28 protein-coding genes and 1 tRNA gene are annotated in these 26354 nt (G+C 58.8%); 25 read left to right on the forward strand and 4 right to left on the reverse strand.

The window, feature by feature from the left end; genetic code table 11:
- Window positions 1-274: 274 nt before the first annotated feature.
- Window positions 275-1234 (forward strand): DMT family transporter, encoded by a 960-nt coding sequence (locus tag SMD27_RS09070; RefSeq protein ID WP_320508050.1) that lies wholly within the window; start codon window positions 275-277, stop codon window positions 1232-1234.
- Here SMD27_RS09070 and SMD27_RS09075 read toward each other — a convergent pair.
- Together SMD27_RS09075 and SMD27_RS09080 are read right to left on the reverse strand one after the other, a co-directional pair.
- The gene (locus tag SMD27_RS09075) at window positions 1213-1419 is read right to left on the reverse strand and encodes a DUF1127 domain-containing protein (protein WP_320508051.1); all 207 of its coding nucleotides are present in this window, start codon (window positions 1417-1419) and stop codon (window positions 1213-1215) included. The two genes, SMD27_RS09070 and SMD27_RS09075, sit on opposite strands and share 22 nt — an antisense overlap.
- A gap of 97 nt (window positions 1420-1516) precedes the next feature.
- Window positions 1517-2212 carry a glutathione S-transferase N-terminal domain-containing protein gene (locus SMD27_RS09080; RefSeq protein WP_320508052.1) on the reverse strand — a complete coding sequence of 232 codons (696 nt, stop codon included), beginning with the start codon at window positions 2210-2212 and terminating at the stop codon, window positions 1517-1519.
- Window positions 2213-2399: 187 nt separating this feature from the next.
- Between SMD27_RS09080 and SMD27_RS09085 the strand changes: the two genes are divergently transcribed.
- The 3 genes from SMD27_RS09085 (at window position 2400) to SMD27_RS09095 (ending at window position 5293) form a co-directional block, all read left to right on the forward strand.
- Entirely contained in the window at window positions 2400-3092 is a 693-nt protein-coding gene (locus SMD27_RS09085; RefSeq protein WP_320508053.1) for an ArsR/SmtB family transcription factor, read from the forward strand.
- Window positions 3093-3319: 227 nt separating this feature from the next.
- Window positions 3320-4867 (forward strand): FAD-dependent oxidoreductase, encoded by a 1548-nt coding sequence (locus SMD27_RS09090; RefSeq protein WP_320508054.1) that lies wholly within the window; start codon window positions 3320-3322, stop codon window positions 4865-4867.
- A gap of 9 nt (window positions 4868-4876) precedes the next feature.
- Window positions 4877-5293, forward strand: a complete 417-nt coding sequence (locus SMD27_RS09095) for a hypothetical protein (RefSeq protein ID WP_320508055.1) — start codon at window positions 4877-4879, stop codon at window positions 5291-5293.
- Here the strand turns inward: SMD27_RS09095 and pspF are convergent.
- Window positions 5274-6314, reverse strand: a complete 1041-nt coding sequence (gene pspF / locus SMD27_RS09100; RefSeq protein ID WP_320508056.1) for a phage shock protein operon transcriptional activator — start codon at window positions 6312-6314, stop codon at window positions 5274-5276. The genes SMD27_RS09095 and pspF overlap by 20 nt on opposite strands.
- 146 nt (window positions 6315-6460) lie before the next feature.
- On the opposite strand from pspF, the gene pspA reads away from it, so the two are divergent.
- The 4 genes from pspA to SMD27_RS09120 all read left to right on the forward strand — a co-directional run bounded on the left by pspA (window position 6461) and on the right by SMD27_RS09120 (window position 9101).
- Complete coding sequence (gene pspA / locus SMD27_RS09105; protein WP_320508057.1) at window positions 6461-7147, forward strand: phage shock protein PspA; 687 nt, start codon at window positions 6461-6463, stop codon at window positions 7145-7147.
- Window positions 7148-7151: 4 nt separating this feature from the next.
- A complete protein-coding gene (locus SMD27_RS09110) occupies window positions 7152-7373 on the forward strand; it encodes a hypothetical protein (RefSeq protein WP_320508058.1) in 222 nt (73 codons plus the stop codon).
- Window positions 7370-7771 (forward strand): envelope stress response membrane protein PspC, encoded by a 402-nt coding sequence (pspC, locus tag SMD27_RS09115; protein WP_320508059.1) that lies wholly within the window; start codon window positions 7370-7372, stop codon window positions 7769-7771. The genes SMD27_RS09110 and pspC overlap by 4 nt, the downstream gene beginning before the upstream one ends.
- A gap of 79 nt (window positions 7772-7850) precedes the next feature.
- Window positions 7851-9101 (forward strand): PQQ-dependent sugar dehydrogenase, encoded by a 1251-nt coding sequence (locus SMD27_RS09120; RefSeq protein ID WP_320508060.1) that lies wholly within the window; start codon window positions 7851-7853, stop codon window positions 9099-9101.
- A 55-nt stretch (window positions 9102-9156) separates the two neighbouring features.
- On the opposite strand, the gene aqpZ is transcribed toward SMD27_RS09120, so the two are convergent.
- Entirely contained in the window at window positions 9157-9915 is a 759-nt protein-coding gene (gene aqpZ / locus SMD27_RS09125) for an aquaporin Z (protein WP_320508061.1), read from the reverse strand.
- Window positions 9916-10194: 279 nt separating this feature from the next.
- On the opposite strand from aqpZ, the gene SMD27_RS09130 reads away from it, so the two are divergent.
- From SMD27_RS09130 to SMD27_RS09210, 17 genes are all read left to right on the forward strand, one after another.
- Window positions 10195-10271 (forward strand) — tRNA-Asp (locus SMD27_RS09130).
- Between the two features lie 239 nt (window positions 10272-10510).
- Window positions 10511-10876 carry an NADH-quinone oxidoreductase subunit A gene (locus SMD27_RS09135; RefSeq protein WP_320508062.1) on the forward strand — a complete coding sequence of 122 codons (366 nt, stop codon included), beginning with the start codon at window positions 10511-10513 and terminating at the stop codon, window positions 10874-10876.
- Window positions 10867-11439 (forward strand): NuoB/complex I 20 kDa subunit family protein, encoded by a 573-nt coding sequence (locus SMD27_RS09140; RefSeq protein ID WP_320508063.1) that lies wholly within the window; start codon window positions 10867-10869, stop codon window positions 11437-11439. The genes SMD27_RS09135 and SMD27_RS09140 overlap by 10 nt, the downstream gene beginning before the upstream one ends.
- A 55-nt stretch (window positions 11440-11494) precedes the next feature.
- A complete protein-coding gene (locus tag SMD27_RS09145) occupies window positions 11495-12127 on the forward strand; it encodes an NADH-quinone oxidoreductase subunit C (RefSeq protein ID WP_320508064.1) in 633 nt (210 codons plus the stop codon).
- Window positions 12127-13305: an NADH-quinone oxidoreductase subunit D gene (locus SMD27_RS09150; RefSeq protein WP_320508652.1), complete on the forward strand. Its 1179-nt coding sequence runs from the start codon at window positions 12127-12129 to the stop codon at window positions 13303-13305. Before SMD27_RS09145 ends, SMD27_RS09150 begins: the two co-directional genes overlap by 1 nt.
- Window positions 13302-13928 (forward strand): NADH-quinone oxidoreductase subunit NuoE, encoded by a 627-nt coding sequence (gene nuoE, locus SMD27_RS09155; RefSeq protein ID WP_320508065.1) that lies wholly within the window; start codon window positions 13302-13304, stop codon window positions 13926-13928. The genes SMD27_RS09150 and nuoE overlap by 4 nt, the downstream gene beginning before the upstream one ends.
- 4 nt (window positions 13929-13932) lie before the next feature.
- On the forward strand, window positions 13933-15216 hold the full coding sequence (gene nuoF, locus SMD27_RS09160) for an NADH-quinone oxidoreductase subunit NuoF (protein WP_320508066.1): 1284 nt from the start codon (window positions 13933-13935) through the stop codon (window positions 15214-15216).
- Window positions 15217-15252: 36 nt separating this feature from the next.
- A complete protein-coding gene (nuoG, locus tag SMD27_RS09165) occupies window positions 15253-17316 on the forward strand; it encodes an NADH-quinone oxidoreductase subunit NuoG (protein ID WP_320508067.1) in 2064 nt (687 codons plus the stop codon).
- Entirely contained in the window at window positions 17309-18352 is a 1044-nt protein-coding gene (nuoH, locus tag SMD27_RS09170) for an NADH-quinone oxidoreductase subunit NuoH (protein ID WP_320508068.1), read from the forward strand. Before nuoG ends, nuoH begins: the two co-directional genes overlap by 8 nt.
- Before the next feature lie 24 nt (window positions 18353-18376).
- The gene (gene nuoI / locus SMD27_RS09175) at window positions 18377-18865 is read left to right on the forward strand and encodes an NADH-quinone oxidoreductase subunit NuoI (protein WP_320508069.1); all 489 of its coding nucleotides are present in this window, start codon (window positions 18377-18379) and stop codon (window positions 18863-18865) included.
- Window positions 18866-18886: 21 nt separating this feature from the next.
- The gene (locus tag SMD27_RS09180; RefSeq protein WP_320508070.1) at window positions 18887-19498 is read left to right on the forward strand and encodes an NADH-quinone oxidoreductase subunit J; all 612 of its coding nucleotides are present in this window, start codon (window positions 18887-18889) and stop codon (window positions 19496-19498) included.
- 22 nt (window positions 19499-19520) lie between these two features.
- The gene (gene nuoK / locus SMD27_RS09185; protein WP_320508071.1) at window positions 19521-19829 is read left to right on the forward strand and encodes an NADH-quinone oxidoreductase subunit NuoK; all 309 of its coding nucleotides are present in this window, start codon (window positions 19521-19523) and stop codon (window positions 19827-19829) included.
- 5 nt (window positions 19830-19834) lie between these two features.
- A complete protein-coding gene (nuoL, locus tag SMD27_RS09190; protein ID WP_320508072.1) occupies window positions 19835-21766 on the forward strand; it encodes an NADH-quinone oxidoreductase subunit L in 1932 nt (643 codons plus the stop codon).
- A gap of 8 nt (window positions 21767-21774) precedes the next feature.
- Window positions 21775-23340 carry an NADH-quinone oxidoreductase subunit M gene (locus SMD27_RS09195; RefSeq protein ID WP_320508073.1) on the forward strand — a complete coding sequence of 522 codons (1566 nt, stop codon included), beginning with the start codon at window positions 21775-21777 and terminating at the stop codon, window positions 23338-23340.
- 7 nt (window positions 23341-23347) lie between these two features.
- Window positions 23348-24817, forward strand: coding sequence for an NADH-quinone oxidoreductase subunit NuoN (nuoN, locus tag SMD27_RS09200; RefSeq protein ID WP_320508074.1), 1470 nt, complete (start codon window positions 23348-23350; stop codon window positions 24815-24817).
- A complete protein-coding gene (locus SMD27_RS09205) occupies window positions 24814-25563 on the forward strand; it encodes a biotin--[acetyl-CoA-carboxylase] ligase (RefSeq protein ID WP_320508075.1) in 750 nt (249 codons plus the stop codon). Before nuoN ends, SMD27_RS09205 begins: the two co-directional genes overlap by 4 nt.
- A gap of 8 nt (window positions 25564-25571) precedes the next feature.
- Window positions 25572-26345: a type III pantothenate kinase gene (locus SMD27_RS09210; RefSeq protein WP_320508076.1), complete on the forward strand. Its 774-nt coding sequence runs from the start codon at window positions 25572-25574 to the stop codon at window positions 26343-26345.
- The last annotated feature ends 9 nt before the right edge of the window (window positions 26346-26354 follow it).

The raw sequence follows: 26354 nt of genomic DNA on the forward strand, positions 1-26354 counted from the left end.
AGTGGTCCAATCGCCAGACGGCAAAAGCCGATACGGGCTAGTAATGGTCGCTTTTGAACGGCGTTCCGGTCGCCCGGTGCGAAATGAGTAGCCACGTTATGCGTTTTGACCGCTGGTGGCACAACAGATCAGGTCCTAACCTGATGCTGAATAATATCTCTGTCGGGGGGCGAGCGTGCAGCGCGAAGCGGTCAAAAAAGGTTCTTTTCCGACGGCATCAAGCCGCCATTAAAGGTCAAGCTGCTTTTCGTTCCCCTGGCGCTCAGGCACTTTCATGACATCACCTTCCGGGCTTCGGCCGGCCGGTTCCGCGCGTAACTCCTACATGCGTGGGCTCTTCCTTGTCACGCTGGCCATGCTGTTTTCCAGCACCAGCGGGCTTTTCGTCCGGTCCTTGCCGGATCTGGACCCTTGGACCATCAATGCCTATCGCGGCGGCTTCATGTCGCTATCGCTTCTGGCCTATTTGCTGGCAATTTATCGCCGGGCGACACCAGCCTTGTTCATGCCACCGCAGCCGGTTGCCTTTCTTCTATCGGCCACCGCGTTCGGCGCGGCGACAACGTGCTACGTCGTCGCGATCTCACTGGCGAGCAGCGTGGCTTCCGTGGCCGCCCTCAGCGCCACCGCGCCGATCTTTGCTGCCTTGCTGGCCTGGCTGGTCCTGCGGGAACGGACCTCGCCTATCGTGCTTGGCGCGGCTGTCTTGGCATTCATCGGCATCCTGGCCATTGCCCGATCAGAAGAAGGCAGTGCAGGGGGCGGCAATGGCCTATTGGTCACCGTGCTGGGGCTTGGCGTACCGCTTTTCATGGCCCTGCAGACCGTCGTGCTGAAGCGCTTCGCCCAGATCGACATGACGCCGGCTTTGGTTATCGGTGGCTTCGCGGTTGCAGTGATTGTCTGGCTGCTGCATGGCATCCCATTGCTGACGCCAAAGCAGTTTCTGATCCTGGCCTTGATGGGCATGCTGCAACTGGCTGTTTCGCTGGTTTGCTTCCTGCGCGGCGCACCACATGTGCCGGCGGTACAGACCATGCTGATCGCCATGGGCGATGTGCTATGCAATCCGCTTTGGCCTTGGCTCATCTATGGAGAACGGGTGCCGTTCAAGGTCTTCATTGGCGGCGGTTTGATCTTCGTCGCCATCGTCATCGCGACTTTGTGGCCGCAACTAAGGCGGCGACATGAAAATGTGAACCGCATGAGGCATCAAAAACGCCAGAACGCCTGACCGACCTCCGCGTCGATATCCTCGCGGCTTAGACCGATATCCCTGAGCTGATCGGCGTCCAAGCGCAGCAGCGCACGTCTTTGCCGACGCCGTTCCGCAGCCAGTGCCAGCCGGTCCAATATAACGCGGCAATATCGGACCAGGCCGGCATTCTGGAAACCTTGCGTATCGACCAATCGTGACATGGCGATCCCATCCCTTCTGTTGCTCTAAGAAGGATGGCAATCGAGGTCACCGCCGTCATGTGGAACTGTTTCGGCCTCGGCCGAAGTATCGGCGTCCTCAGCGCTGCTGGTATTGGGTATTGCCGAACAGGATATTGCGTTCCTCGGCACTCATGGGCTTCGCCGATTCGGGTTGAGAGAGAACGGCGAGACCGCGTTGCACGGCAGGGCGCGACGCGATTTCCTCGTTCCAGCGCATGAGGTGCTGGAAGCTCGCCACGTCGATGCCCTGGCGCACCGCATAGCTGATCCATGGCCAGGTGGCGATATCGGCGATGCTGTAATCGTCACCGGCCAGAAAACGTGTTTCGGCGAGGCGCTTATCCATCACCCCCGACAGCCGCAGTACCTCGTTCGTGTAGCGGTCGATCGCATACGGGATTTTCTCGGGGGCGAAGGTGCGGAAATGATTGGCCTGGCCGAACATCGGCCCGACACCGCCCATTTGGAACATCAGCCATTGCAGTACGCTATAGCGGCCGGCGCCCGATGACGGCATAAACCGACCGGTTTTCTCGGCGAGGTAAATAAGGATGGCGCCGGACTCAAAAATGGAGATCGGCTTGCCATCCGGCCCCTGTGGGTCAAGCAAAGCCGGAATCTTATTGTTGGGACTGATTTTGAGAAAATCCGGTGTGAATTGATCGCCTTTGCCGATATCGATGCCATGAGCGCGGTAGGGTAGGCCGAATTCTTCCAAGGCGATATGCACCTTACGGCCATTCGGGGTCGGCCAGGAATACAACTCAATCATGTCGCCAGGCATCGTTTACTCCGTGAATCAGGTCATTTGGCTGCATCCAGCATCCTGATAATCAGGATGCTGGGGAAGGACCAAAAATAAGGAATATTGGTGGACCAAGCCAAGGCGAAAGGAAACTTCGGCGGCCGCCGAACTATTCTTCCTTGTGAGACTTTCCGACCGTTTCTAAGATCATTGCATGATCTGGACGACCAATATGGCGGAAATCGCCGCATTGATTGGCGACACGGCCCGCGCAAACATGCTGACCGCGCTGATGGATGGGCGGGCACTGACGGCCGGCGAGCTTGCTTATCTTGCCGGCATTTCCGCCTCGACCGCCAGCGGTCACCTGGCCAAGCTCACGGATGCAAACTTGCTCAGTTTGGTCAAGCAAGGGCGGCATCGATATTTCCGCCTCGCATCCCCGTTGGTCGGCAACATGTTAGAAAACCTGATGGCCGTAGCTGCAATCGAAGGTCCGAAGCGCTATCGACCGGCATCGCCCCGCGATGAAGCCTTACGGCGGGCCCGCACCTGCTTCAATCATCTGGCGGGGCGGCTCGGTGTCGCCATCGCAGATGCCATGATTGCTCAGCAACATATTCTGCTGGATGACGATGCCGGAATCCTGACGGAAAGCGGCATTGCGATGTTCGATGCCTGGGGCGTCAATCTGACTGCCTTGCGCAAGCAGCGCCGGATTTTCTGCAAACCCTGCCTGGATTGGAGTGAAAGGCGGCCTCACTTGGGCGGGGCAGTGGGTGCCGGGATAGCGGCGCGGTGCTTTGATCTCGGCTGGATCGATCGGGTTCGTGACAGTCGCGCCATCCATATTACATCGGCAGGCGCAGCAGGCCTGCAAGCGCAATTCGGCATCAGCCTGGATTGATATTCCATCTGTCAAAGACGTTCGTGGCGGCGTCATGCCGAAGCTGCATGGAGGCCCTGAAGCAGGCGCGACACGAAGCTGCAATACAACTGTAATCATTTTTGATATTTCATATTTTCGTGATCCCGCTGTCTCAAACGCAGGAAACAGCGAGATCACGTGTTAATACTGATGTGCTGGTCAGACTCGATCCGGCAATCCACGGGACAACTTGGGACAAGCGGCCGATGTTTATCGACGGGCGCAATGTGCCTGACGGCACGGTTATCGAAACTGATCTAGCAATCATCGGCGCCGGCGCCGCCGGCATCACCATCGCCCGGGAGATGCGGAACAGCGGCTTAAAGGTGATTTTAATCGAAAGCGGTGGGCTGGATTTCGACGCGGATACCCAAGCGCTTTACGAAGGTGAGAACAAAGGCGTTACCTATCCCCTGGACGGTGCGCGGTTGCGTTATTTCGGCGGCAGCACCAATCATTGGGGCGGCTGGTGCCGGCCGCTCGCGGACATCGATTTCGAAGAGCGTGACTGGCTGCCGCATTCCGGCTGGCCGATCACGCGTAACGATCTCAATCCTTTCTACGCGCGCGCGCAGGATCTCTGCCAGCTTGGCTCGACGGATTTTGATGATCATGAAGGCTGGCGGCGACAGGCAAATCTGCAACCTATTCCCCTGGCCGGTGAGGATGTGGTTACCCGCTACTTCATCTTCAGCCAGCCGACGCGTTTCGGAGAGGTTTACCGCAGCGATATCCAGCAGACGCAAAATGTCAGCACATATCTCTACAGCAACGTAACGGAGATCGTGCCGGACGCGATGGTGAACAAGGTCGACCGGCTGAATATCGCCACATTGGCCGGTAATCGTTTCATCATCCGCCCACAACTATGCGTGTTGGCGACCGGCGGGATCGAGAATGCGCGTATGTTGCTGCTGTCGAACAGCATTCAAAAGACAGGCCTGGGCAATGACCATGATCTGGTCGGCCGTTACTTCATGGAGCATGTGCATGTCCCGGGTCAGGTCGCCTATATCGCTATTCGCGATCACAAGCTGATCCCCGATCATTATCATGCGGCGACGCAGATCGGTGCTGTCTCGATGCGTGCTGTCCTGATGCTCTCCGATGATTTTCTCCGCCGGGAGAAGCTGATGGGCACCAATATGGCCCTTTATCCGATGCGTGCACCGCTCGCCGCTCGGCAAGACGGGGACGACGGTCCGGACTCCTTGGAGCCCGGCGTGTTGCAATTGCTGCGTAGCGCCGATATCGACGATGACGATCAGCCGTCCTCGTCGGAGGCCAGCCAGGAAATGATTTTCGGGATCAGCTGTGCAACGGAACAGGCCCCGTCGCCCGATAGCAGGGTTACCTTGTCGCATCGGCGGGATGCGCTCGGCTTGCAGCGCACGTGCCTCAGCTGGCGACCTTCGCCAATCGATCATCACAATCTCAGCCGCAATCTGGCGGCCGTGGCGCGTGCATTTGGCGCATGGGGAAAGGCTGATGTGCGTATCCTGTTCAGCCGTGAAGGTGTTTGGCAAGAGGCCGAAACCGGTTGGGGATGCCATCACATGGGAACCACTCGAATGTCCCAGGATCCCAAGCACGGTGTGGTCGATGCCGATTGTAAGGTCCACGGTCTTGCCAATCTCTATGTGGCGGGAAGCTCTGTTTTCACCACCGGCGGCGCCGTCAATCCGACGTTGACAGTCGTGGCCTTGGCGTTGCGGTTGTCGGATCACTTGAAGTCGTTGACTCTGAATGGTTAGGAAAAGCTTATGTTTTCGCGGCGGCAGGCCCTGAAATTCTTTGGCTTTGGTAGTATTGCGTCTGCCGGGTTGTTCTCTTACGGCCTGACATCCTCGGTCCTTCAATCGCGTAACGAGGCGCTGCAGGAAGCGCTGCTGCAAAGTCTGATGGATCGTCATCATGCGGCCGAGATCGGAAAGGCATGGGCGCAGCAATATCGTCTTGGCTTCGTGCCGGCCAAACTCGTTGCCGACCGTCTGTCGCAACGACTGCGCGCCTATGGGTGGCATGAGAATGGCGACATGCGCGGACTGCGTCAGTCGCTGGCTGCCGCAGTCAGGCAAGATTTTCTCGAAGGCAGCATCGTCGATGTCCGCGGCTGGCAGATTGCCAGGACCCAGGCTGAACTATGTGTCCTCGCACATCTTAATTCGAAGCGGGTTTAGTCGGCTTTGAACGCGGACTGAAATGAGCGTCGCCCTGGCGTGGGCCGATCAGGCCATATTTGCGCATGAGGTTCCGCAGTTGGTGGTATTCCAATCCCAGAAACGCCGCGGTTCGCTTTTGTTGGTGGAGGTTGCGCTCCAGGGCGTCGATCAACAGGCGCTTTTCCATCTCGGCCATATGTACCGTGAAATTATAGGGTCCATCGGGTTCCGCAGGCGGCCGGGCCAGTTGCGGTGACGTATCCGCGCCCGGGCGCCATGGCGAGTCAAATGGATCGAAACGGATATCATTGACCGGCTTGTCCGCATCGGTGGCGGCAACGGCGCGTTCCACCACATTCTTCAACTCACGAACATTGCCGGGCCAAGCGTAAGCCAATAGGGCTTTCTCGGCGATCTTGGTGAAGCCGGCGAAGTAGGGCCGTTTCATCACCGTCGACATGACCAGGCCAAAATGCTGCGCGAGGACAAGGATGTCCTCCTGCCGCGCCCGTAAGGGCGGGACCGTCACAACCGCGAAAGCGAGCCGGTCGAGCAGATCGGCCCGGAACTTCCCGGCGGCTGCCAAGGCTGGCAGATCGACATTGGTCGCCGCCACAAGACGGATATCCGCATGTAGGGTTTCGCTGGCACCGAGACGTTCGTATTCACCATATTCGATGACCCGCAATAACTTCTCCTGCACCGCCAATGAGGCCGATGCGATTTCGTCGAGGAAAAGCGTGCCGCCATCGGCCCGTTCGAAACGACCAGCCCGGCGCTTCACCGCGCCGGTAAACGCGCCGGCCTCATGGCCGAACAATTCGCTGTCGAGCAGGCTTTCGCCCAAGGCCGCGCAATTGACCTTGATAAGCGGACGGTCCCAACGTGGCGAGAGATAGTGCAAGCGCTCGGCGATCAGCTCCTTGCCGGTGCCGCGTTCGCCCACCAGCAGCACCGTACGGTCCAGTTGCGCCAGCACGGACACCTGGCCGAGAAGCGTGGTGAAGGGGAGGCTCTCACCAAGCGGCGTTTCGTTCATTCTTATGAATAACATAATATGTTATTTAATGGCAAAATCTGTGATCGCAGCTTATGCGCGGTTCCTCTAAGTTCAAATTATTCAAACAGGTTACATGATGGCACGCTCATTGCTCTCCTGATTGGCATCAACTACAGGAGAGGCAGATGGGCATTTTTTCGCGGCTTACCGATATCGTGAATTCCAACATCGTGTCCTTGCTGGACCGTGCCGAAGATCCGCAAAAAATCATTCGTCTGATCATCCAGGAAATGGAAGACACGCTGGTTGAAGTGCGTTCTGCGACCGTGAAGGCGATTGCCGATCGCAAGGAGTTGGAGCGCAAGGCAAGCGCCCTGGTCCGTGATCGGGATTCTTGGCAAGCCAAGGCCGAGCTCGCGATCGAGAAGGGACGGGAGGATTTGGCCAAGGGCGCCTTGTTGCGAAAGAACGAGATCACTGCCCTCATTGCATCGGCCGAGACACAACTCAACGACATCGAGAAGTATCTGGCCCAGCAGAATGAGGATATCGCGAAGCTGCAGGCCAAACTGGACGATGCCAAGCAGCGCGAAGCAACGATGCTGGCCCGCGCCAAGACAGCGCAAGCGCGTCTCAAGACCCGGGGGATGCTCTATGATGCGCGGGTCGGTGACGCATTGATGCGCATGGAGGTTGCCGAGCGCGCATTGGACGAACTCGACGGCCGCGTGGAGGCCTACGATATCGGCCGCAAGGACAGGGAGCCCAATCTCGATCAGGAACTGGCCACAATGGAAAGCGACGCGAAGATTGATGCCGAACTGGCAGAGCTGAAGGCGCGATTAAGCAACCGGACACCGGCGAAGGAATAAGCTGATGATTGCCATCGCTCTTATGGCGATCACCGGCATGCTGGTGATCTTCGTGATCTGCCCTCTCATCATCTTTCATTATCTGACGAAATTGTGGAAGTCGCGCAGTCTCTCATCCGACGATGAACAGGTTCTGCAACAGCTCTTTCAGACAGCTCAGAAATTGGAAGAACGGCTGATCAACCTCGAACGTGCGCTTGATATCGAAGGGAATGTTCGGAAATGAACAGTTTCAATCATGCATTGCCACCGGATCCCAAACGGCTTTATCGGAACAAACGGCATGGCGTCATCGGTGGCGTTTGCGCGGGTATTGCAGATTATCTCGGCTGGGATCGGACGCTGCTTCGGCTGGCTGTCATCGTAACGCTGTTCATCGCAGCTCCATTGGCAGTTCTTACCTATGTCATCCTATGGATCATCATGCCGGAACAACCGATGGGCTTGTTTGCTGATGAGCGTGAGAAACGCTTCTGGCAGTCGGTCAATCTGCATCCGTCCCGGACCGTAAGTGACCTCGCGCGCAAGTTCCATGAGATCGACCGACGGTTGGCTGAAATGGAACGGAAGGTGTCCTCACCGGATTATGACCTGGAGAGAAAGTTTCGGGATCTCGGTGCCTGAACGTGTTGGCTGATAAGCAGCCTTGATTGAAGAAACCGGAGAGCCCAGTTAACCCGGATTGGCCGTTGAAGGAACTCCAATGCCGCAACGACTGATCCGGCTCATGCGTAGGTTCTGCATGGTATTTGCGGCAATGAGCATTGCCGTGCCGGTCCTGGCGGCCAGCCTGCCGGACGCACAAGCGCCGGGCACACAGGTTTCTATTGATCCGGCGAAACTCCCGCCACCCTACGCCACGGATAGCCCCGGTAATAGCCCGGAGGAAATCGAACTGCCGGCTTCGCCGCCCTTTCGCGTGCCAACCGGTTTTGTCGTGAACGCTTTTGCGACCGGGCTGCAACATGCCCGCTGGATGACGGTGGCGCCCAATGGCGATGTCTTTCTTGCCGAACCGCGAGCCGGCCGCGTGACGCTGTTGCGGGATGCTGATGGCGACGGCAAGGCAGAGTTGGTTCGACCCTTTGCTTCTGGTTTCAGGCGTCCGCACGGCTTAGCGATCCAAGGAAATTTTCTCTACGTCGCGGATACGGAAGCGGTCTGGCGGTTGCCGTGGAAAGCCGGTCAGATCAAAGCCGAGGGTGAGAAGGAACGGGTAACGCCGAAGGGAGCGATCGGCAGCGGGTCGGGTCACTCCTCGCGCAACATCACCTTCAATCGTGATGGTTCGCGCTTCTATGTTGCTATCGGCTCGGAAGGGAATATCGATCGCGAGCCGTCGCCGCGGGCCACTGTCCAATCCTTTGCGGCAGATGGTTCGGATCAGAAAACCTATGCGTCGGGTTTGCGCAATCCGGTCGGCATTTCGCTTTATCCCGGAACGGATGATGTCTATGTCGTGGTAAATGAGCGTGATGGGCTCGGCGACGACCTGGTGCCGGATTACCTGACCAAACTGAAGCCCGGCGGCTTTTACGGTTGGCCCGATGCCTATATCGGCCAGCATAAACAGCCGGATTTTGATAGCCGGCCGGATCAGGTCGCGAAGAGCATCGTACCTGATCTGCTTTTCCAATCGCATTCAGCGCCGCTCGGCTTGGCCTTCTATGAGGGCAAGCAGTTTCCGGAACGATATCGCGGCGGCGCCTTCGTCGCTCTGCATGGCTCTTGGAACCGTAACGAGCCGACCGGCTACAAAGTCGTCTTTGTTCCATTCAAAGACGGCAAGACGGAAGGTTTTTATGAAACCTTCCTCAGTGGGTTCTGGCAACAGGGACAGAGCACGGCTGAAGTCTGGGGACGGCCGGTCGGCATTGTGGTCGCCGCCGATGGCAGCCTGCTGATCGCTGACGACGTTGCGAACGCGATCTGGCGGGTCAGTTATCCCAAATAGGAGCGGGGAGGAGCGTTACTCCAATCTGGGGTAACGCCTCCACGTCCATGGATGATCAGACAGGCGCGCCGCCGCTGGGAATTGTCGGCGTCGGCAGGGGAATCGTGGCTTCGCTGATCTCTTCCACAATCAGCCAGCGATAGATCCAGGCACCGATCACTGCACCCAAGATAGGCGCAAGCCAGAAGAGCCATAATTGACCCAACGCGCCGGCCCCGTGTCCCGTCACGGCTTCCAGCAAGGCAGGGCCAGTGCTCCGGGCCGGATTAACCGATGTATTGGTGACCGGAATGCTGACCAGGTGAATGAGTGTCAAGCAGAGGCCGATGGCGATCGGGGCGAAGCCCTTGGGTGCTCTTTTGTCCGTCGACCCCATGATGACGATCAGAAAGAAAGCGGTCATCACGACTTCGCTCACCAGGGCCGACATCAGCGAATATTTCCCCGGCGACAAATCGCCATAGCCATTCGAGGCCAGGCCGCCGGAATAGTCGGCTTTGCCGGTCGCAATCAGATAGAGGACGGCCGCCGCGGCGATGGCACCCAATACCTGGGCAACGATATAAGCGAGAGCGTCTCCGGCTGGATGGCGGCCGCCGGCAATCAGGCCGATGGTGACCGCCGGATTGAAGTGGCCGCCGGAGATATGGCCGACGGCAAAGGCCATGGTGACGACGGTGAGGCCGAAAGCCAAGGCAACGCCCTGCAGTCCAATCCCGAGATCGGGAAAGGCGGCGGCGAGGACGGCGCTACCGCAACCACCGAGTACGAGCCAGAAGGTGCCGAAAAATTCGGCAGCAAATTTCTTACCCATGGTCATCACCCCTTTTTCCAAAAACGACATCAGCGCCGGGCATGGCGCCATGCCTTGAACCGTTAAGGGATTCCGGAGTCGTGTTGATGAGACCTGGCTTCGAAAGCCGGGGCAAGAATACTCCAAACTCGATGGAAGTGGGGAGATAAAGCGTAAAATCGCTCCTAAAACCGTGCGCCGGCTGCCGGCCAAAAAAAGATTAACATGGGCAATCGTTATTATGTTGACACGGTACCGCCGCCTTTAGTACATGACCGCCACCGCAACGCGGTTGGTTGCGCGGGTGTAGCTCAGTTGGTTAGAGCGCCGGCCTGTCACGCCGGAGGCCGCGGGTTCAAGTCCCGTCACTCGCGCCATTTGCCTTTTCAGGCCTCCGAAAAATCTATTAAAATCAAGCGGTACGTAGATTTTGTTGAGATTAATTCTCAGCTTCGAATCGGCTTTTTTACCCTTTCGCAGTGCACAGTCGGGCACTATAGTAGCCGCGCGTCGCAGGGGGCCGCTAACGGCCGCGTTGCGGCAATTACTGCTGGCTGGACTGAAGATCGGGGGAATATTTTCGGCTTGGCCAGCCGTCCTTATGGGATGATGAGGGATGAGCGAACTCTTACGTGAATACCTGCCGATCCTGATCTTCATCGTGATCGCAACGGGCTTGGCTGGCGTCCTGGTGGTGGCCTCTTTAATTATCGGTCACCAGAAACCAGATTCTGAGAAGCTGTCGCCCTATGAATGCGGCTTTGACGCTTTTGACGATGCTCGGCGCCAATTCGACGTCCGCTTCTATCTTGTGTCGATCCTCTTCATCATCTTCGATCTCGAGGTGGCCTTCCTGTTTCCCTGGGCGGTGACGCTGGGCAAGATCGGCATGTTCGGCTTCTGGTCGATGATGATCTTCCTCGGCGTGTTGACCGTCGGCTTCATATATGAGTGGAAGAAGGGGGCCTTGGAATGGGAGTAAGCGGAAACATGTCCGTAACTCAACCGATCGGCGGGCTCCCCCAGCAGGGATTGCCGCCGGGTCAGGCACAAGACCGCATCCTGCGCTCCGTGAACCAGGAACTGACCGATAAGGGTTTTGTCGTTGCCCAGATGGACAAGCTGGTCAATTGGGCACGTACCGGCTCGCTCTGGCCAATGACCTTCGGCTTGGCCTGCTGTGCCGTCGAGATGATGCATGCCTATATGGCGCGTTACGATCTCGACCGCTTCGGCGTTGTTCCGCGCGGCAGTCCGCGTCAGTCCGACGTGATGATCGTCGCCGGCACGCTCACCAACAAGATGGCCCCGGCTTTGCGCAAGGTCTATGACCAGATGGCCGAGCCGCGCTGGGTCATTTCCATGGGCTCCTGCGCTAATGGCGGCGGCTACTACCACTATTCCTATGCAGTTGTCCGCGGCTGCGACCGTATCGTGCCGGTTGATATCTATGTGCCCGGTTGCCCGCCGACGGCGGAAGCCTTGGTCTACGGCATTCTGCAGTTGCAGAAGAAGATCAAGCGGACGGCGACGATCGCGCGCTGAGCCAGAGTGCAATTAGGCCAGGCGCAATACCGCCTACCGGTAAGGGATCCATCTGATGAGTGACGTTTATCGCGAGCTTGCCGATTATATCACTGCGTCCCTAGGGGGAGCTTCCCAGGGGGCGGGTGCGGTGCAGGACAGCGACGTGCGCTTGGGCGAGCTGATGATCACGGTGGACGCATCGCAGATCGTGCAGGTCATGAAATTCCTGCGCGATGACAGTAATTGCCTGTTCAAGATGCTGGTCGACATCTGTGGTGTTGATTTCCCCGATCGTGAGCCGCGTTTCGACGTGGTCTATCATTTGCTCAGCCTGAAGCATAACTACCGGATTCGGGTGAAAGTTCCCGTTGCCGAAGATGCGGCCGTGCCGTCGATTGTGGGTGTCTATTCCGTGGCCGGATGGTTTGAGCGTGAAAGCTACGACATGTTCGGAATCTTCTTCGACGGCAATCCGGACTTGCGCCGTATCCTGACCGATTACGGGTTCGAAGGTCATCCGTTCCGCAAGGATTTCCCGCTGACCGGTTATGTCGAAGTCCGTTACGACGAGGCGCAGAAGCGCGTCGTCTACGAGCCGGTCAAGTTGTCGCAAGAATTCCGCTCATTTGATTTCCTCAGTCCCTGGGAAGGCATGCTGCAGCCGCGCGTCCTGCCGGGTGACGAGAAAGCTGGAAAGGCAGAGTGATGGCCGAAACCCAGATTAAACCGCTCACCATGAATTTCGGTCCGCAGCATCCTGCGGCCCATGGTGTGTTGCGCATGGTTATGGAGATGGATGGCGAGGTCGTCCGTCGCATCGATCCGCATATCGGCCTGCTCCATCGCGGCACGGAAAAGCTGATTGAGAACAAGACCTATATCCAGGCGATCCCGTATTTCGACCGCCTGGATTACGTTTCGCCGATGTGCCAGGAGCATGCTTTCGTGCTGGCGGTTGAGAAGCTGCTGGGTTTGGAAGTGCCGGCACGCGGCCAGTATATCCGCGTCATGTTTGACGAGATCACGCGCATCCTCAACCACCTGCTGAACATTCCGGCCTATGCGATGGATGTCGGCGCCATCACGCCGTTCCTGTGGGCGTTCGAAGAGCGCGAATTGCTGCTGGAATTCTATGAACGTGCCAGTGGCGCGCGCTTCCATGCGGCTTATTATCGGCCGGGTGGCGTACATCAGGACATCCCGGCCGGCCTGACCGACGATATCGGCGCCTGGGCGGAAAAATTCCCCCGCGTGATCGACGATCTCGAAGGATTGCTGACCGAGAACCGCATCTTCAAGCAACGTCTGGTCGATGTCGGCGGCGTCTCGGCGGAAGATGCGATGGATTGGGGCTTTACCGGCCCCATGTTGCGCGCCTCAGGCGTGCCCTGGGATCTCCGTAAAGCGCAGCCTTATCTCGTCTATGACAAGATGGAATTCGACATTCCCATCGGCAAGAACGGCGATTGCTACGATCGTTACCTGGTGCGGGTCGAAGAGATGCGCCAGTCGTTGAAGATCATCCAGCAATGCGTCGCGCAAATGCCGGGCGGGCCGGCGACCTCGGTCGATCGTAAGGTCACGCCACCGCCGCGCAGCGAAATGAAGCGCTCGATGGAAGCGCTCATCCACCACTTCAAGCTTTATACCGAAGGCTTCCATGTGCCGGCAGGCGAGACTTATTGCGCCGTGGAAGCGCCGAAGGGCGAATTCGGTGTCTATCTGATTTCCGACGGCAGCAATAAGCCATATCGCTGCAAGATTCGTGCGCCAGGCTTTGCGCATCTGCAGGCGATGGATTTTTGCAGCAAAGGTTACATGCTGGCGGATTCCGTCGCCATTCTTGGCTCTATGGATATCGTGTTCGGCGAGATCGATCGATGAGTGCTACCGACATTAACGACGTCATTCAGCCGACCAGCTTTGCCTTCACGGCGGAGAACCGGGCAAAGGCTGATAAGATCATTGCCCGATATCCCGCGGGCCGCCAGGCCAGTGCCGTTCTGCCTCTGTTGGATATGGCCCAGCGTCAAGCCGGGGGCTGGCTGCCGCGCGCGGCGATGGATCACGTTGCCGAAATCCTCGATATGGCGGCGATCCGCGTTTACGAAGTCGCCACCTTCTACACCATGTTCAATCTGAAGCCGGTCGGTAAGTATCTGCTGCAGGTCTGCCGCACCACGCCGTGCTGGTTGCGCGGTGCGGACAGCATGACGGAAACCTGTAAGAAGAAGCTCGGCATCGGCCTCAAGGAAACCACCGCTGATGGTCTGTTCACCCTCGTTGAGGTGGAGTGCCTGGGGGCCTGTGTCAATGCCCCGGTTGTGCAAATCAACGACGATTTCTACGAAGACCTCGATGCAGCGAAGCTCGAGCAACTGCTCGACGATTTGAAAGCGGGCAAGAAGCCGGCGCATGGGCCGCAGATCGACCGGCTCAATTCGGCGCCGGTTGGTGGGCCGACGACATTGAAGGATGTCGCTGTTAAGCCGGCGACTGGAGAGTGAGATCATGCTGAAGGATCAGGATCGCATCTTCCGCAATCTCTATGGCCAGGACGATTGGCGCCTGGCCGGCGCGAAGCGTCGCGGCATCTGGGATAACACCAAGGCGCTGCTCGAGCTGGGCCAGGACAATATCATCGAAGAGATCAAGAAGTCGGAACTGCGCGGCCGCGGCGGCGCCGGCTTCCCGACGGGCATGAAGTGGTCCTTCATGCCGAAGCAGTCGGATGGACGCCCGTCTTATCTCGTGGTCAATTCCGACGAATCCGAGCCGGGCACTTGCAAGGATCGCGAGATCTGCCGTTTCGACCCGCATATGCTGCTGGAAGGCTGCCTGGTCGCCGGCTTCGCGATGCGTGCCTCGGCCTGCTACATCTATATCCGCGGCGAATTCTATAACGAGGCCTCGAATATTCAGGTCGCGATCGACGAGGCCTATGAGGCCGGTTTGATCGGCAAGAATGCCTGCGGCTCGGGTTACGACTACGACATCTATCTGCATCGCGGTGCGGGCGCATATATCTGCGGCGAAGAATCCGCGCTGCTCGAAAGTCTGGAAGGCAAGAAGGGCCAGCCGCGCCTCAAGCCGCCTTTTCCGGCAGCCTGCGGCCTCTATGGCTGCCCGACGACCGTCAACAATGTGGAATCGATCGCGGTGGCGCCGACCATTCTGCGTCGTGGCGCCGCCTGGTTTGCCGCTCTCGGCCGGCCGAAGAATACCGGCACCAAGCTTTTCTGCATCTCCGGGCATGTCAACAAGCAGTGCAATGTGGAAGAGGAAATGGGTATTCCGCTGCGCGAGCTGATCGAGAAGCATGCCGGTGGCGTTCGTGGCGGCTGGGACAATCTGCTGGCCGTCATTCCCGGCGGTGCATCGGTGCCGATGCTCCCCAAATCGATCTGCGATGACGTGCTGATGGATTTCGATTCATTGCGCGCGGTGCAGTCGGGCCTTGGCACGGCGGCTGTGATCGTGATGGACAAATCGACCGATGTGGTCGAGGCGATCGCCCGTCTGTCGCATTTCTACATGCATGAGAGCTGCGGTCAGTGCACGCCGTGCCGTGAAGGTACGGGCTGGATGTATCGCATCATGCAGCGTCTGGTGCGAGGCCAGGCGGAGCTGAGCGAGATCGACTTGTTGCTGGATGTGACCAAGCAGATCGAGGGTCATACGATTTGCGCCCTTGGCGATGCGGCTGCTTGGCCGATCCAGGGTCTGATGCGTCACTTCCGGCCCGAGGTCGAACGGCGGATCAACGAGTATCGCGGCCTTAAGGCGGCGGAATAAGCATAACGGCTGCGGAAATCGGGTGAGTTCGGAACCATGCCCAAGCTGACGATTGACGGAACAGAGATCGAGGTGCCGGCCGGCATCACGGTATTGCAGGCCTGCGAATTGGCCGGCAAGGAGATCCCGCGCTTCTGTTACCATGAACGACTGTCGGTCGCGGGCAACTGCCGGATGTGCCTGGTCGAACAGGAAAAGGCGCCAAAGCCGGTGGCGAGCTGCGCTATGCCGGTTGCCGATGGCATGGTGATCAAGACCGACAGCCCGCTGGTCAAGAAGGCCCGCGAAGGTGTGATGGAGTTCCTGCTCATCAACCATCCGCTGGATTGCCCGATCTGCGATCAGGGCGGCGAATGCGATCTGCAGGACCAGGCCGTGGCCTTCGGCAAGCATTCCTCGCGCTACAAGGAAGGCAAGCGCGCCGTTTCCGACAAGAATTTCGGTCCGCTGGTAAAAACCATCATGACGCGCTGCATTCAATGCACGCGCTGCGTCCGTTTCGCGACTGAAGTCGCTGGCGTCGAAGTCCTGGGGGCCACAGGGCGCGGCGAGCACCTGGAGATTACCACCTATGTCGAGAAGACGCTGGCTTCGGAGCTGAGCGGCAACATCATCGATCTTTGCCCGGTCGGAGCGCTCACCTCGAAGCCCTATGCTTTCACCGCGCGCCCGTGGGAGCTGAGCAAGACGGAATCGATCGACGTTTTTGATGCCGTCGGCACCAATATCCGCGTCGACGTGCGCGGCCGCGAAGTGCTGCGTATCCTGCCCCGAGTGCATGAGGATGTGAACGAGGAATGGCTGGCGGATAAAGGCCGCTTCTCCTACGACGGTTTGATCCATCAGCGTCTCGACCGCCCTTATGTGCGCGCTGGCGGCAAGTTGCAGCCGGCGACTTGGCAGGAGGCGTTCGATGCCATCGCCACCAAGGTGAAGGGTGCCGATGGCAGCAAGATCGCCGCCATCGCCGGTGATCTCTGCGATGCGGAATCGATGCTGGCGCTCAAGGATCTGGTGCAGTCGCTCGGTTCCGCCAATCTGGATTGCCGCCAGGATGGCGCTGCGATCGATCCGACGGCGCGGGCGAGCTATCTTTTCAATTCGGGTATCGCCGGTATCGACAGGGCCGATGCCATTCTGATCGTCGGCAGCAATCTGCGTTGGGAAGCCCCGGTGATCAATGCACGCATTCGCAAGCGCTATCTGAAGGGCGGCTTAAAGACCGCGGTCATCGGTCCAACGGTTGACCTAACCTATCCTTATGATCATCTCGGGCACGGCCCCGATATTCTGCAGCAGATCGCCAACGGTTCGCATCCCTTTGCCGAGGTGCTGAAGAACGCCAAGGCACCGATGCTGATCCTTGGCGTGGGCGCCCTGACGCGTGGCGATGGCGGCGCCGTGCTGGGGCTGGCGCGCAAGGTCGCTGAGAATTCCAACATGATTCGGGCGGATTGGAACGGCTTCAATCTGCTGCACAATGCCGCCGCGCGGGTCGGCGGACTGGAGCTCGGCTTTGTGCCGGGCGCGAACGGCCGTGACGTGCAAGGCATTCTCGATGGCGCGCAGAAGGGCGATATCGAGGTCGTGTTCCTGCTTGGTGCCGATGAGATCGACACCAATCGTCTCGGCAAAGCCTTCGTCGTCTATCAGGGACATCATGGTGATGCCGGTGCGCATCGCGCCGACGTCATCCTGCCGGGTGCCGCTTATACCGAAAAGGACGGCACCTACATGAATACCGAAGGCCGCGCCCAGCTGGCGTTGAAGGCGATCTTCCCGCCGGGAGAAGCGCGCGAGGACTGGGCGATTCTGCGTGCCCTCTCCGCAGTGCTCGGCAAGCCGCTGCCCTATGACAATCTGGGCCAGTTGCGCCAGCGTCTTTATCAGCTCAATGCCCGCTTCCAGCGGATCAATACGATCGAGCCGGGCAGCTGGCAGAAGTTCGGCAATGACGCGCCGGTCGACAGCAAGCCTTTCATGCCGGCAATCGCCAATTATTACATGACTGACCCGATCAGCCGGGCGTCCGAAACCATGGCCAAGTGCACCGAGGCCTTTGTTCAGCCGGCTGCGGAGAAGACGGGTACCCATGGCTGATTTCTTTACATCCCATTTCGGGCTCTATCTCGGCACCACGATCTTCACGGTGCTGATGATTCTTGTGATCGTCGTGCCGCTGCTGCTGGCTGTCGCCTATCTCACCTATGCCGAGCGCAAAGTGCTGGCGGCGATGCAGATGCGCATGGGCCCGAACGTGGTCGGCCCGTTCGGCCTGTTGCAGCCTATTGCTGACGGTCTGAAACTGTTCTTCAAGGAAACGATCATCCCGTCCGGCGCTAGCCGCGTGGCCTTCCTGGTCGCGCCGATGATCACTTTCTCGCTGAGCCTTATGGCCTGGGCGGTCATTCCGCTCAGCGACGGTGTGGTTCTGGCCGATCTCAATGTCGGCATCCTCTACCTCTTTGCGATCTCGTCACTCGGTGTCTATGGCATCGTGCTGGCGGGCTGGTCGTCGAACTCGAAATATCCCTTCCTCGGCGCCCTTCGCTCGGCTGCGCAGATGGTGTCCTATGAAGTCTCGATCGGCTTCGTCATGGTCACCGTGCTGCTTTGTGCGGGATCGCTGAACGTCTCTGACATCGTCAGGTCGCAGCAGCATATCTGGTATTGCATCCCGCTGCTGCCGATGTTTGCGGTCTTCTTCATTTCGGCGCTGGCCGAAACCAACCGTCCGCCCTTCGATTTGCCGGAAGCGGAATCCGAGCTGGTGGCCGGCTATTTCTCGGAATATTCGGCCATGACCTTCGCCCTGTTTTTCCTGGGCGAATACGCGAATATCTGGCTGATGAGCGCGATGACCAGCATCCTGTTCCTGGGTGGCTGGCTGCCGCCGTTCAATATCGAGCCTTTTGCTGATGGCAGCGGTTGGCAGGTCGCTTGGCACGGCTTCTGGCTGGCGTCGAAGATCGCCTTTGTCGCCTTCTGTTTCCTGTGGGTACGCGCCACCTTTCCACGGTATCGCTATGACCAGCTGATGCGTCTTGGCTGGAAGGTGTTCCTGCCGTTCTCGCTGTTTTTCGTGGTTCTGACCGCCGGCGTCCTGTTGGCGACCGGTTGGCTGCCGGGCATGTGATCCGGCTGGATGAGGTAACTGATTATGGCAACCATCGCCCGGACAGCTAAAAGCTTTCTGCTGAAGGAATTGCTGAGCGGCATGAAGCTGACCTTCAGCTATTTGTTCAAGCCGAAGGTCACGATCAATTACCCTTATCAGAAGGGGCCGTTGAGTCCGCGCTTCCGTGGTGAGCATGCCTTGCGGCGCTATCCAAACGGGGAAGAGCGTTGCATCGCCTGTAAGCTATGCGAAGCGGTCTGCCCGGCCCAGGCGATCACCATCGAAGCGGAACCGCGCGAGGATGGCAGCCGCCGGACCACGCGTTATGACATCGATATGACGAAATGCATCTATTGCGGCCTGTGCCAGGAAGCCTGCCCGGTGGATGCGATCGTCGAAGGGCCGAATTTCGAATTCGCGACCGAAACCCACGAAGAGCTGCTCTACAACAAGGCCAAGCTGCTGGCCAACGGCGATCGGTGGGAGTCGGAGATTGCGGCAAACCTGCAGGCCGATGCGCCGTATCGCTAAGGCCGGAGTAGGGGAAACGATATGATCGTTCAGACGATTGCTTTTTATCTCTTTGCCGTGGTTGCGGTTCTCTCCGCCACCCTGGTGGTCGCCAATCGCAACCCGGTCTATTCGGTGTTGTTCTTGATCCTGACCTTTTTCAATGCGGCAGGTTTATTCGTACTGCTGGGCGCCGAATTGCTGGCGATGATGCTGGTCGTGGTTTATGTCGGCGCGGTAGCGGTCCTGTTCCTGTTCGTGGTCATGATGCTCGACATCAATTTCGTCGAGCTACGGCAAGGCTTTGTGCGCTATCTGCCGATCGGCCTTTTGGTCGGCCTCGTCCTGGTGGCCGAACTGGTTCTGGTGCTCGGCAGCGGCGCGATCGTTCCGCAGCTTGGGCAGCATATCGCTTCGCCGACGCCGCCACTGGACCAGGTCGGCAATGTCCAGGCCTTGGGCGAGATTCTCTACACCAAGTATTTCTATCTCTTCCAGGCGGCAGGCTTCGTGCTGTTGGTGGCGATGATCGGCGCGATCGTGCTGACGCATCGTGAGCGGGAAGGGGTGAAGCGGCAGAAGATTGCGGCGCAGGTGGCGCGCGGCCGGGAATCGGTCGAAGTCGTCAAGGTGCCGACCGGCAGCGGCGTCTGAACGGTCGAGGGAGAAGAAGATCATGGAAATCGGCTTGGGGCATTATCTGACCGTTGCGGCCATTCTCTTTACGCTGGGCGTGTTCGGGATTTTCCTGAACCGCAAGAACGTCATCATCATCTTGATGGCGGTGGAATTGCTGCTGCTCTCGGTGAACATCAATCTGGTGGCGTTTTCCCATTTCCTCGGCGATCTGGTCGGGCAGGTCTTCACCTTCATTATCTTGACCGTGGCCGCGGCCGAAGCAGCGATCGGCCTTGCCATTCTGGTGGTTTACTTCCGCAACCGTGGCTCCATCGCGGTTGAGGATATCAATGTGATGAAGGGTTGAACGAGATGGAAGTCGCGATTGTCGCCCTGCCTTTGCTGGGTGCGCTGATAGCCGGTCTCGGCAACCGTCGGATCGGGGATCATGCCGCGCAGTTGATTACCGCCGGATTGATGCTGATCTCCTGCGTGCTCGCCTGGATCGTCTTTGTCGACGTGACCTATGGCGCGAGCCCCCGCACGCTTCGCCTGTTCACCTGGTTCGCAACCGGCGCCCTCCATGTTGATTGGGCCCTGCGGGTCGATCAGCTTTCCGCGGTGATGCTGATCGTGGTGACCACGGTCTCGGCCATGGTGCATGTCTATTCCATCGGCTATATGCACCACGACAAGTCGGTGCCGCGCTTCATGGCGTATCTCAGCCTGTTTACCTTCGCGATGCTGATGCTGGTGACGGCTGATAACTTCGTGCAGATGTTCTTCGGCTGGGAAGGCGTCGGTCTTTGCTCCTACCTGCTGATCGGGTTCTGGTTTGACCGGCCAAGCGCCAATGCCGCCGCGATCAAGGCCTTCGTGGTCAACCGCGTCGGCGATTTCGGCTTCGCGCTGGGGATCATGGGCGTTTTCATGATCTTCGGGTCGGTGAGCTTCGACACCGTTTTCGCCGCGACCCCGGACAAGGTCGGTCAGAGTTTCCATTTCCTGAGCTGGAATGTCGACATCCTGACCACTCTGTGCGTACTGCTCTTCATCGGTGCGATGGGCAAGTCGGCGCAGCTCGGCCTGCATACCTGGCTGCCGGATGCGATGGAAGGGCCGACACCAGTCTCTGCGCTCATCCATGCCGCGACGATGGTCACGGCCGGCGTCTTCATGGTGTGCCGCCTGTCGCCGATGTTCGAATATGCACCCATCGCCAAGGATGTGGTCACCGTGGTCGGGGCCAGTACCTGCTTCTTCGCCGCGACGATCGGCCTGACCCAATTCGATATCAAGCGTGTCATCGCCTATTCGACCTGTTCGCAGCTCGGCTACATGTTCTTCGCGGCGGGCGTCGGCGCCTATGGTGCGGCGATGTTCCACCTGTTCACCCACGCATTCTTCAAGGCGCTGTTGTTCCTTGGCTCGGGCTCGGTCATTCATGCAATGTCCGGCGAGCAGGATATGCGGAAGATGGGCGGTATCTGGAAGCTGATCCCCATGACCTATGCCCTGATGTGGATTGGTAACCTGGCTCTGGCCGGCATCCCGTTCTTCGCCGGCTACTATTCGAAGGACTCCATTCTGGAATCTGCCTTTGCGGCAAGCAGCGGTGTTGGCCAGTATGCCTTCTGGCTCGGCATTGCCGCCGCGCTGATGACAGCTTTCTATTCCTGGCGCCTGCTGTTCCTGTCATTCCATGGTAAGCCGCGCTGCGATGAGAAGGTCTACGCCCACGTGCATGAAAGCCCCTGGGTGATGCTGGTGCCGCTCTTCGTCCTGGCTGTCGGTGCTGTGCTCAGCGGTGCTGTCTTCTTCAACGATTTCGTTGGCGAGCACGCGCATGAATTCTTCGGTAAGTCGATTTTCTACGGCCCTGAGAACGAGATACTGCATCGCGCCCATGAAGTGCCGGGCTGGGTGAAGATCCTGCCGCTGGTCATGGGGCTGGTGGGTATCGCATTGGCCTTCCTCTTCTATATGAAGAGGACCGATCTGCCCGGCAAACTCGCCTCGGCGCTTGGCGGCCTCTATGCCTTCGTCTTCAACAAATGGTATTTCGACGAGCTCTACGACCTCATCTTCGTCCGTATGGCCAAGGCACTTGGTTTCGGCCTATGGAAGGGGGGTGACGGTGCTCTCATCGATGGCCTCGGGCCGGATGGCGTGGCGACCGTCACGCAGGTGCTGTCGCGTCGGGTTGCCAAGCTGCAAACCGGTTACGTTTACCACTATGCCTTTGCCATGCTGATCGGCGTCGTCGCGCTCGTCACCTGGTACCTGATCGGCGACAAGTTGTGAGTTCGGCGATGTCCAACGAGTTTAACTATCCCATCCTGTCGCTGGTTACTTTCTTGCCGCTGATCGGCGCGATCTTCGTCGTCTTCATTCGGGGAGAAGCGGAAGCGGTCGCCCGCAATGCCCGGTGGGTGGCGCTGTGGACCTCCCTGGTGACCTTCGCGCTGTCGCTGGTCATCTGGTTCGGGTTCGATCGTGGATCGGCGGATTTCCAGTTCGTCGAGAAGCGCGACTGGATCCCGGCCCTGAATATTTCCTATCACATGGGTGTCGATGGCATTTCGATGGCCTTCGTCATCCTGTCGACGCTGCTGACGCCCATCTGCATCCTGGCGAGCTGGGAAGCGATCCAGAACCGGGTCAAGGAATACATGATCGCGTTCCTGGTGCTGGAAACGCTCATGGTCGGCACCTTCTGCGCCCTCGATCTCGTCGTCTTCTATGTCTTCTTCGAAGGCGTCCTGCTGCCGATGTTCCTGATCATTGGCATCTGGGGCGGTGCCAGGCGCGTCTATTCGGCGTTTAAATTCTTCCTCTACACGCTGCTCGGCTCGGTCCTGATGCTGCTCGCCATCCTGGCGATCTATTTCTCGACCGGCACCACCGACGTGCCAACGCTGATGCAGCATGGTATCGATCCGACCTGGCAGAAATGGCTCTGGCTGGCCTTCTTTGCGTCTTTCGCGGTCAAGGTGCCGATGTGGCCGGTTCACACCTGGCTGCCGGATGCCCACGTGGAGGCGCCGACAGCTGGTTCGGTCATCCTGGCGGGCGTGTTGCTGAAGATGGGCGGATACGGCTTCCTGCGCTTCTCACTGCCACTCTTGCCGCTGGCCTCGGCTTACTTCACGCCGCTGGTTTTCGCCCTCAGCGCCATCGCCGTCATCTATACCTCGCTGGTTGCGCTGGCCCAGGCCGATATGAAGAAGCTGATTGCCTATTCATCGGTTGCTCATATGGGCTTCGTCACCTGCGGTATCTTCACTTTCAACCAGCAGGGCCTGGAAGGCGCGATCTTCCAGATGTTGAGCCACGGTATCGTCTCCGGCGCGCTCTTCCTTTGCGTCGGTGTGGTCTATGACAGGCTGCATACCCGCGAGATCGCCCGCTATGGCGGCCTCGCCAACAACATGCCGCGTTATGCCTTCGCCTTCATGGTCATGACCATGGCATCGGTGGGCCTGCCGGGCACCGGCGGTTTCGTTGGCGAATTCCTGATCATGCTGGGAACATTCCAGGCGAATACCTGGGTCGCGGCCCTGATCACCACCGGTATCATCCTGGGCGCCGCCTATATGCTGTGGCTGTATCGCCGGATAATTTTCGGCAAGCTGGAAAAGGAAGATCTGAAGCATCTGCTGGATCTCGGTCCGCGTGAAGTGGCGATCTTCGTGCCGTTGCTCTTCATCGTATTGTGGATGGGCATTTATCCGTCATCCTTCACCAGCATCATGGGGCCCTCGGTGCAAAAGCTGGTGCAGAACTATCAAGCAGCGACGCAGCAAGCAGCCGATGCCGGTGCCAATGCCACCATGACCGCGGCAAGCGCGACTGCCACGACGACCGCTGGGGAATGAGCAAGCGATGACCGAAATGAACTATCTTGCCGCTTTGCCGGAAATCTGGATGGCCGTTGCCGGTATGGCACTGCTGTTGATCGGCGCTTTCCGTGGCGACCGTTCCACCCGAGCGATCGGTCTGGCCGCGATGACAGTGCTGATCGCAACCCTCATTCTCGTCCTGACCGGCAGCGGTGCGCCCAGCCGTGCACTTGCTTTCGGCGGCTTGTTTACCGTCGACAGCTTCGCAATCTATGCGAAGTCGCTTGTGCTGGTGGCGGCAGCGATCTCGATCTTCATGGCACTCGGCTACAACGAACGGGAAGGCATGGCACGGTTCGAAATTCCGCTGCTGATGCTGTTTGCTACCCTCGGCATGCTGATGATGATCTCGGCCAATGATCTCATTTCGCTGTATGTCGGTCTGGAATTGCAGAGCCTGGCGCTCTATGTGATCGCCGCCGTGCGCCGCGATACGTTGCGCTCGACGGAAGCGGGCCTGAAGTATTTCGTGCTGGGCGCACTCAGCTCCGGCATGCTGCTTTACGGCGCTTCGCTGATTTATGGGTTCACGGGCGCCACCGGTTTCGATGCGATTGCGACAGCAATCCAGGCTAAAGGTGCCGAACCGGGGCTTGGCCTGATCATCGGCCTGGTCTTCCTCTGCGCCGGCCTGGCATTCAAGATCTCGGCCGTGCCGTTCCATATGTGGACCCCGGACGTCTATGAGGGCGCGCCGACACCGGTCACCGCTTTCTTCGCTGCGGCGCCGAAGCTGGCGGCTATCGCACTCTTCACGCGGGTGTTGGTCGGTCCGTTCGGCGACATGACCGAGGAATGGCGCCAGATCATCTGGTTTATTTCCGTTACCTCGATGCTGCTCGGCAGCTTCGCGGCGATCTTCCAGACCAGTATCAAGCGCCTGATGGCCTATAGCTCCATCGGCAATGTCGGTTATGCCTTGGTTGGCCTGGCCGCCGGTAATCAGGCCGGCGTCAGCGGCCTGTTGATCTACATGGCGATCTATATCGTCATGACGCTCGGCACGTTTGCCGTCATCCTCGCGATGCGCCAGAAGGGGCAGATGGTGGAGAAGATCGCCGATCTCGCCGGTCTGTCGCGCAGTCAGCCGATGCTGGCCTATGCGATGGCCATCTTTATGTTCTCCATGGCGGGCATCCCTCCCTTGGGCGGGTTCTTTGCGAAATTCTTTGTCTTCAAGGCGGCGATCGAGGCAGGCGGCACCGACGGCTCGCTCTATGCACTGGCGATTATCGGCGTGCTGACCAGCGTGGTTTCTGCTTTCTATTACCTCCGTATTGTCAAGGTGATGTTCTTCGAAGAGCCGGCTGGCGGTTTCGATCCCGTCGATGGTTCCCTGCGGCTGGTGTTGTGGGTGACAGTGGCGCTGATCCTGTTCACCGTCATTCCGCCTCTGCTGGTGCCGCTGACCGGCAATGCGGGCGTGGCCGCGGCCAGCCTGTTCGCTGGATGAGCATCCGTTTCCAGGTCGAGCATCACGATCGCGTCGGAAGTACCAACGACCTAGCCCGCGAGCACGCCTTGGCCGGCGCACCCGAGGGATTGGTGGTGCAGGCTGATCAGCAGGAAGCCGGGCGCGGTCGGCGAGGCCGTGCCTGGGCCTCGCCACAAGGCAACCTCTATTGTTCACTGCTGTTGCGCCCGGATTGCGTTCCGGCCGTGGCAGCGACCCTGAGCTTTGCCACCGTCATTGCTCTCGGTGACGTTCTGACCGACCTGTTGCCGGACAGCACGATCCAGCATAAGTGGCCGAATGATCTGCTCATCGGCGGCAAGAAGGTTTCCGGCATTCTGTTGGAAGCGGGCGGAGCGGCTGGCAATAAACTGGAATGGCTGGTTATCGGGCTCGGCGTCAATATCGTCAGCCATCCGGATCAAGCTCTTTATCCTGTGACCGACCTCCGGGCTGAGGGGCTTGCGGACATCCCGCCGGCGGATTTGCTCACGCTCTTCCTAGAGCGCTTTGCCTTGCATTACGCGGCTTGGAAAGAGGGCGGGTTCTCCGCTTTGCTGCCGGCCTGGAAATCACGCGCTGTAGGGCTGGGGCGTAATATTCAGGTGCGGTTGGAAAACCACGTGCTGGAAGGGTGTTTTATCGATCTAGACGCCGACGGCACGCTGATGCTCAAATTGCCCGAAGGCAATGTCAGGCGAGTCACCGCGGGCGATGTTTTCCTGGCGACGTCATCTGCGGATTGAGGATCCCCATGTTGCTGGCAGTCGATTGCGGCAATACGAACATCGTTTTCGCTTTGTATGACGGCGAAACGCAGCGCGGCGCCTGGCGCATCTCCACCGATCATCGGCGGACGGCAGATGAATATGGCGTCTGGCTGACCCAGCTTATGGAACTTCAAGGACTGGCCCCCGAAGCCGTAACCGGGGCTATCATTGCCTCGGTCGTGCCGGATGTGATCTTCGAATTGAAAACATTGATCCGCCACTACTTTAGCTGCGATCCGCTTCTCATTGGCCAGAACGGCATCAAACTGACGATTCCCGTTCGGCTGGATCGCCCAGAGGAAGTCGGCGCCGACCGCTTGGTCAATGCGGTTGCGGCACATCATCTTTACACTGGGCCGCTGATCGTGATCGATTTCGGTACGGCAACGACATTCGATGTGGTCGATGCGGATGGCGGCTATATCGGCGGCGTCATTTGCCCGGGCATCAACCTTTCGCTGGAGGCGCTCTATATGGCGGCATCCAAGTTGCCAGGGATCGCCATTACACGCCCGCAACATGTCATTGGCCGTAGCACCGTGCCGGCCATGCAGTCAGGCATCTTCTGGGGCTATATTGGCCTCATTGAAGGTTTGGTGTGGCGGATCCGCGACGAATTCGGCACGCCGATGAAGGTCATCGGAACCGGCGGCTTGGCGCCTTTGTTCAAGGAAGCAACCTCGGCCATCGAGATCCTCGATGGCGATCTGACCTTGCGGGGCCTTGCTATGATCTATGCGGCAAACAGTAAATCGTGATGAAGTTGC

It is taken from the genome of Dongia soli (genome assembly GCF_034044715.1).
Taxonomy (GTDB): Bacteria; Pseudomonadota; Alphaproteobacteria; order Dongiales; family Dongiaceae; genus Dongia_B; species Dongia_B soli.

Bases quoted from the DNA above. Each gene is read 5' to 3' on its own strand.
- SMD27_RS09070 (WP_320508050.1), top strand. From the start codon at position 275: ATGACATCACCTTCCGGGCTTCGGCCGGCCGGTTCCGCGCGTAACTCC.
- SMD27_RS09075 (WP_320508051.1), bottom strand. From the start codon at position 1,419: ATGTCACGATTGGTCGATACGCAAGGTTTCCAGAATGCCGGCCTGGTC.
- SMD27_RS09080 (WP_320508052.1), bottom strand. From the start codon at position 2,212: ATGATTGAGTTGTATTCCTGGCCGACCCCGAATGGCCGTAAGGTGCAT.
- SMD27_RS09085 (WP_320508053.1), top strand. From the start codon at position 2,400: ATGATCTGGACGACCAATATGGCGGAAATCGCCGCATTGATTGGCGAC.
- SMD27_RS09090 (WP_320508054.1), top strand. From the start codon at position 3,320: ATGTTTATCGACGGGCGCAATGTGCCTGACGGCACGGTTATCGAAACT.
- SMD27_RS09095 (WP_320508055.1), top strand. From the start codon at position 4,877: ATGTTTTCGCGGCGGCAGGCCCTGAAATTCTTTGGCTTTGGTAGTATT.
- pspF (WP_320508056.1), bottom strand. From the start codon at position 6,314: ATGAACGAAACGCCGCTTGGTGAGAGCCTCCCCTTCACCACGCTTCTC.
- pspA (WP_320508057.1), top strand. From the start codon at position 6,461: ATGGGCATTTTTTCGCGGCTTACCGATATCGTGAATTCCAACATCGTG.
- SMD27_RS09110 (WP_320508058.1), top strand. From the start codon at position 7,152: ATGATTGCCATCGCTCTTATGGCGATCACCGGCATGCTGGTGATCTTC.
- pspC (WP_320508059.1), top strand. From the start codon at position 7,370: ATGAACAGTTTCAATCATGCATTGCCACCGGATCCCAAACGGCTTTAT.
- SMD27_RS09120 (WP_320508060.1), top strand. From the start codon at position 7,851: ATGCCGCAACGACTGATCCGGCTCATGCGTAGGTTCTGCATGGTATTT.
- aqpZ (WP_320508061.1), bottom strand. From the start codon at position 9,915: ATGGGTAAGAAATTTGCTGCCGAATTTTTCGGCACCTTCTGGCTCGTA.
- SMD27_RS09135 (WP_320508062.1), top strand. From the start codon at position 10,511: ATGAGCGAACTCTTACGTGAATACCTGCCGATCCTGATCTTCATCGTG.
- SMD27_RS09140 (WP_320508063.1), top strand. From the start codon at position 10,867: ATGGGAGTAAGCGGAAACATGTCCGTAACTCAACCGATCGGCGGGCTC.
- SMD27_RS09145 (WP_320508064.1), top strand. From the start codon at position 11,495: ATGAGTGACGTTTATCGCGAGCTTGCCGATTATATCACTGCGTCCCTA.
- SMD27_RS09150 (WP_320508652.1), top strand. From the start codon at position 12,127: ATGGCCGAAACCCAGATTAAACCGCTCACCATGAATTTCGGTCCGCAG.
- nuoE (WP_320508065.1), top strand. From the start codon at position 13,302: ATGAGTGCTACCGACATTAACGACGTCATTCAGCCGACCAGCTTTGCC.
- nuoF (WP_320508066.1), top strand. From the start codon at position 13,933: ATGCTGAAGGATCAGGATCGCATCTTCCGCAATCTCTATGGCCAGGAC.
- nuoG (WP_320508067.1), top strand. From the start codon at position 15,253: ATGCCCAAGCTGACGATTGACGGAACAGAGATCGAGGTGCCGGCCGGC.
- nuoH (WP_320508068.1), top strand. From the start codon at position 17,309: ATGGCTGATTTCTTTACATCCCATTTCGGGCTCTATCTCGGCACCACG.
- nuoI (WP_320508069.1), top strand. From the start codon at position 18,377: ATGGCAACCATCGCCCGGACAGCTAAAAGCTTTCTGCTGAAGGAATTG.
- SMD27_RS09180 (WP_320508070.1), top strand. From the start codon at position 18,887: ATGATCGTTCAGACGATTGCTTTTTATCTCTTTGCCGTGGTTGCGGTT.
- nuoK (WP_320508071.1), top strand. From the start codon at position 19,521: ATGGAAATCGGCTTGGGGCATTATCTGACCGTTGCGGCCATTCTCTTT.
- nuoL (WP_320508072.1), top strand. From the start codon at position 19,835: ATGGAAGTCGCGATTGTCGCCCTGCCTTTGCTGGGTGCGCTGATAGCC.
- SMD27_RS09195 (WP_320508073.1), top strand. From the start codon at position 21,775: ATGTCCAACGAGTTTAACTATCCCATCCTGTCGCTGGTTACTTTCTTG.
- nuoN (WP_320508074.1), top strand. From the start codon at position 23,348: ATGACCGAAATGAACTATCTTGCCGCTTTGCCGGAAATCTGGATGGCC.
- SMD27_RS09205 (WP_320508075.1), top strand. From the start codon at position 24,814: ATGAGCATCCGTTTCCAGGTCGAGCATCACGATCGCGTCGGAAGTACC.
- SMD27_RS09210 (WP_320508076.1), top strand. From the start codon at position 25,572: ATGTTGCTGGCAGTCGATTGCGGCAATACGAACATCGTTTTCGCTTTG.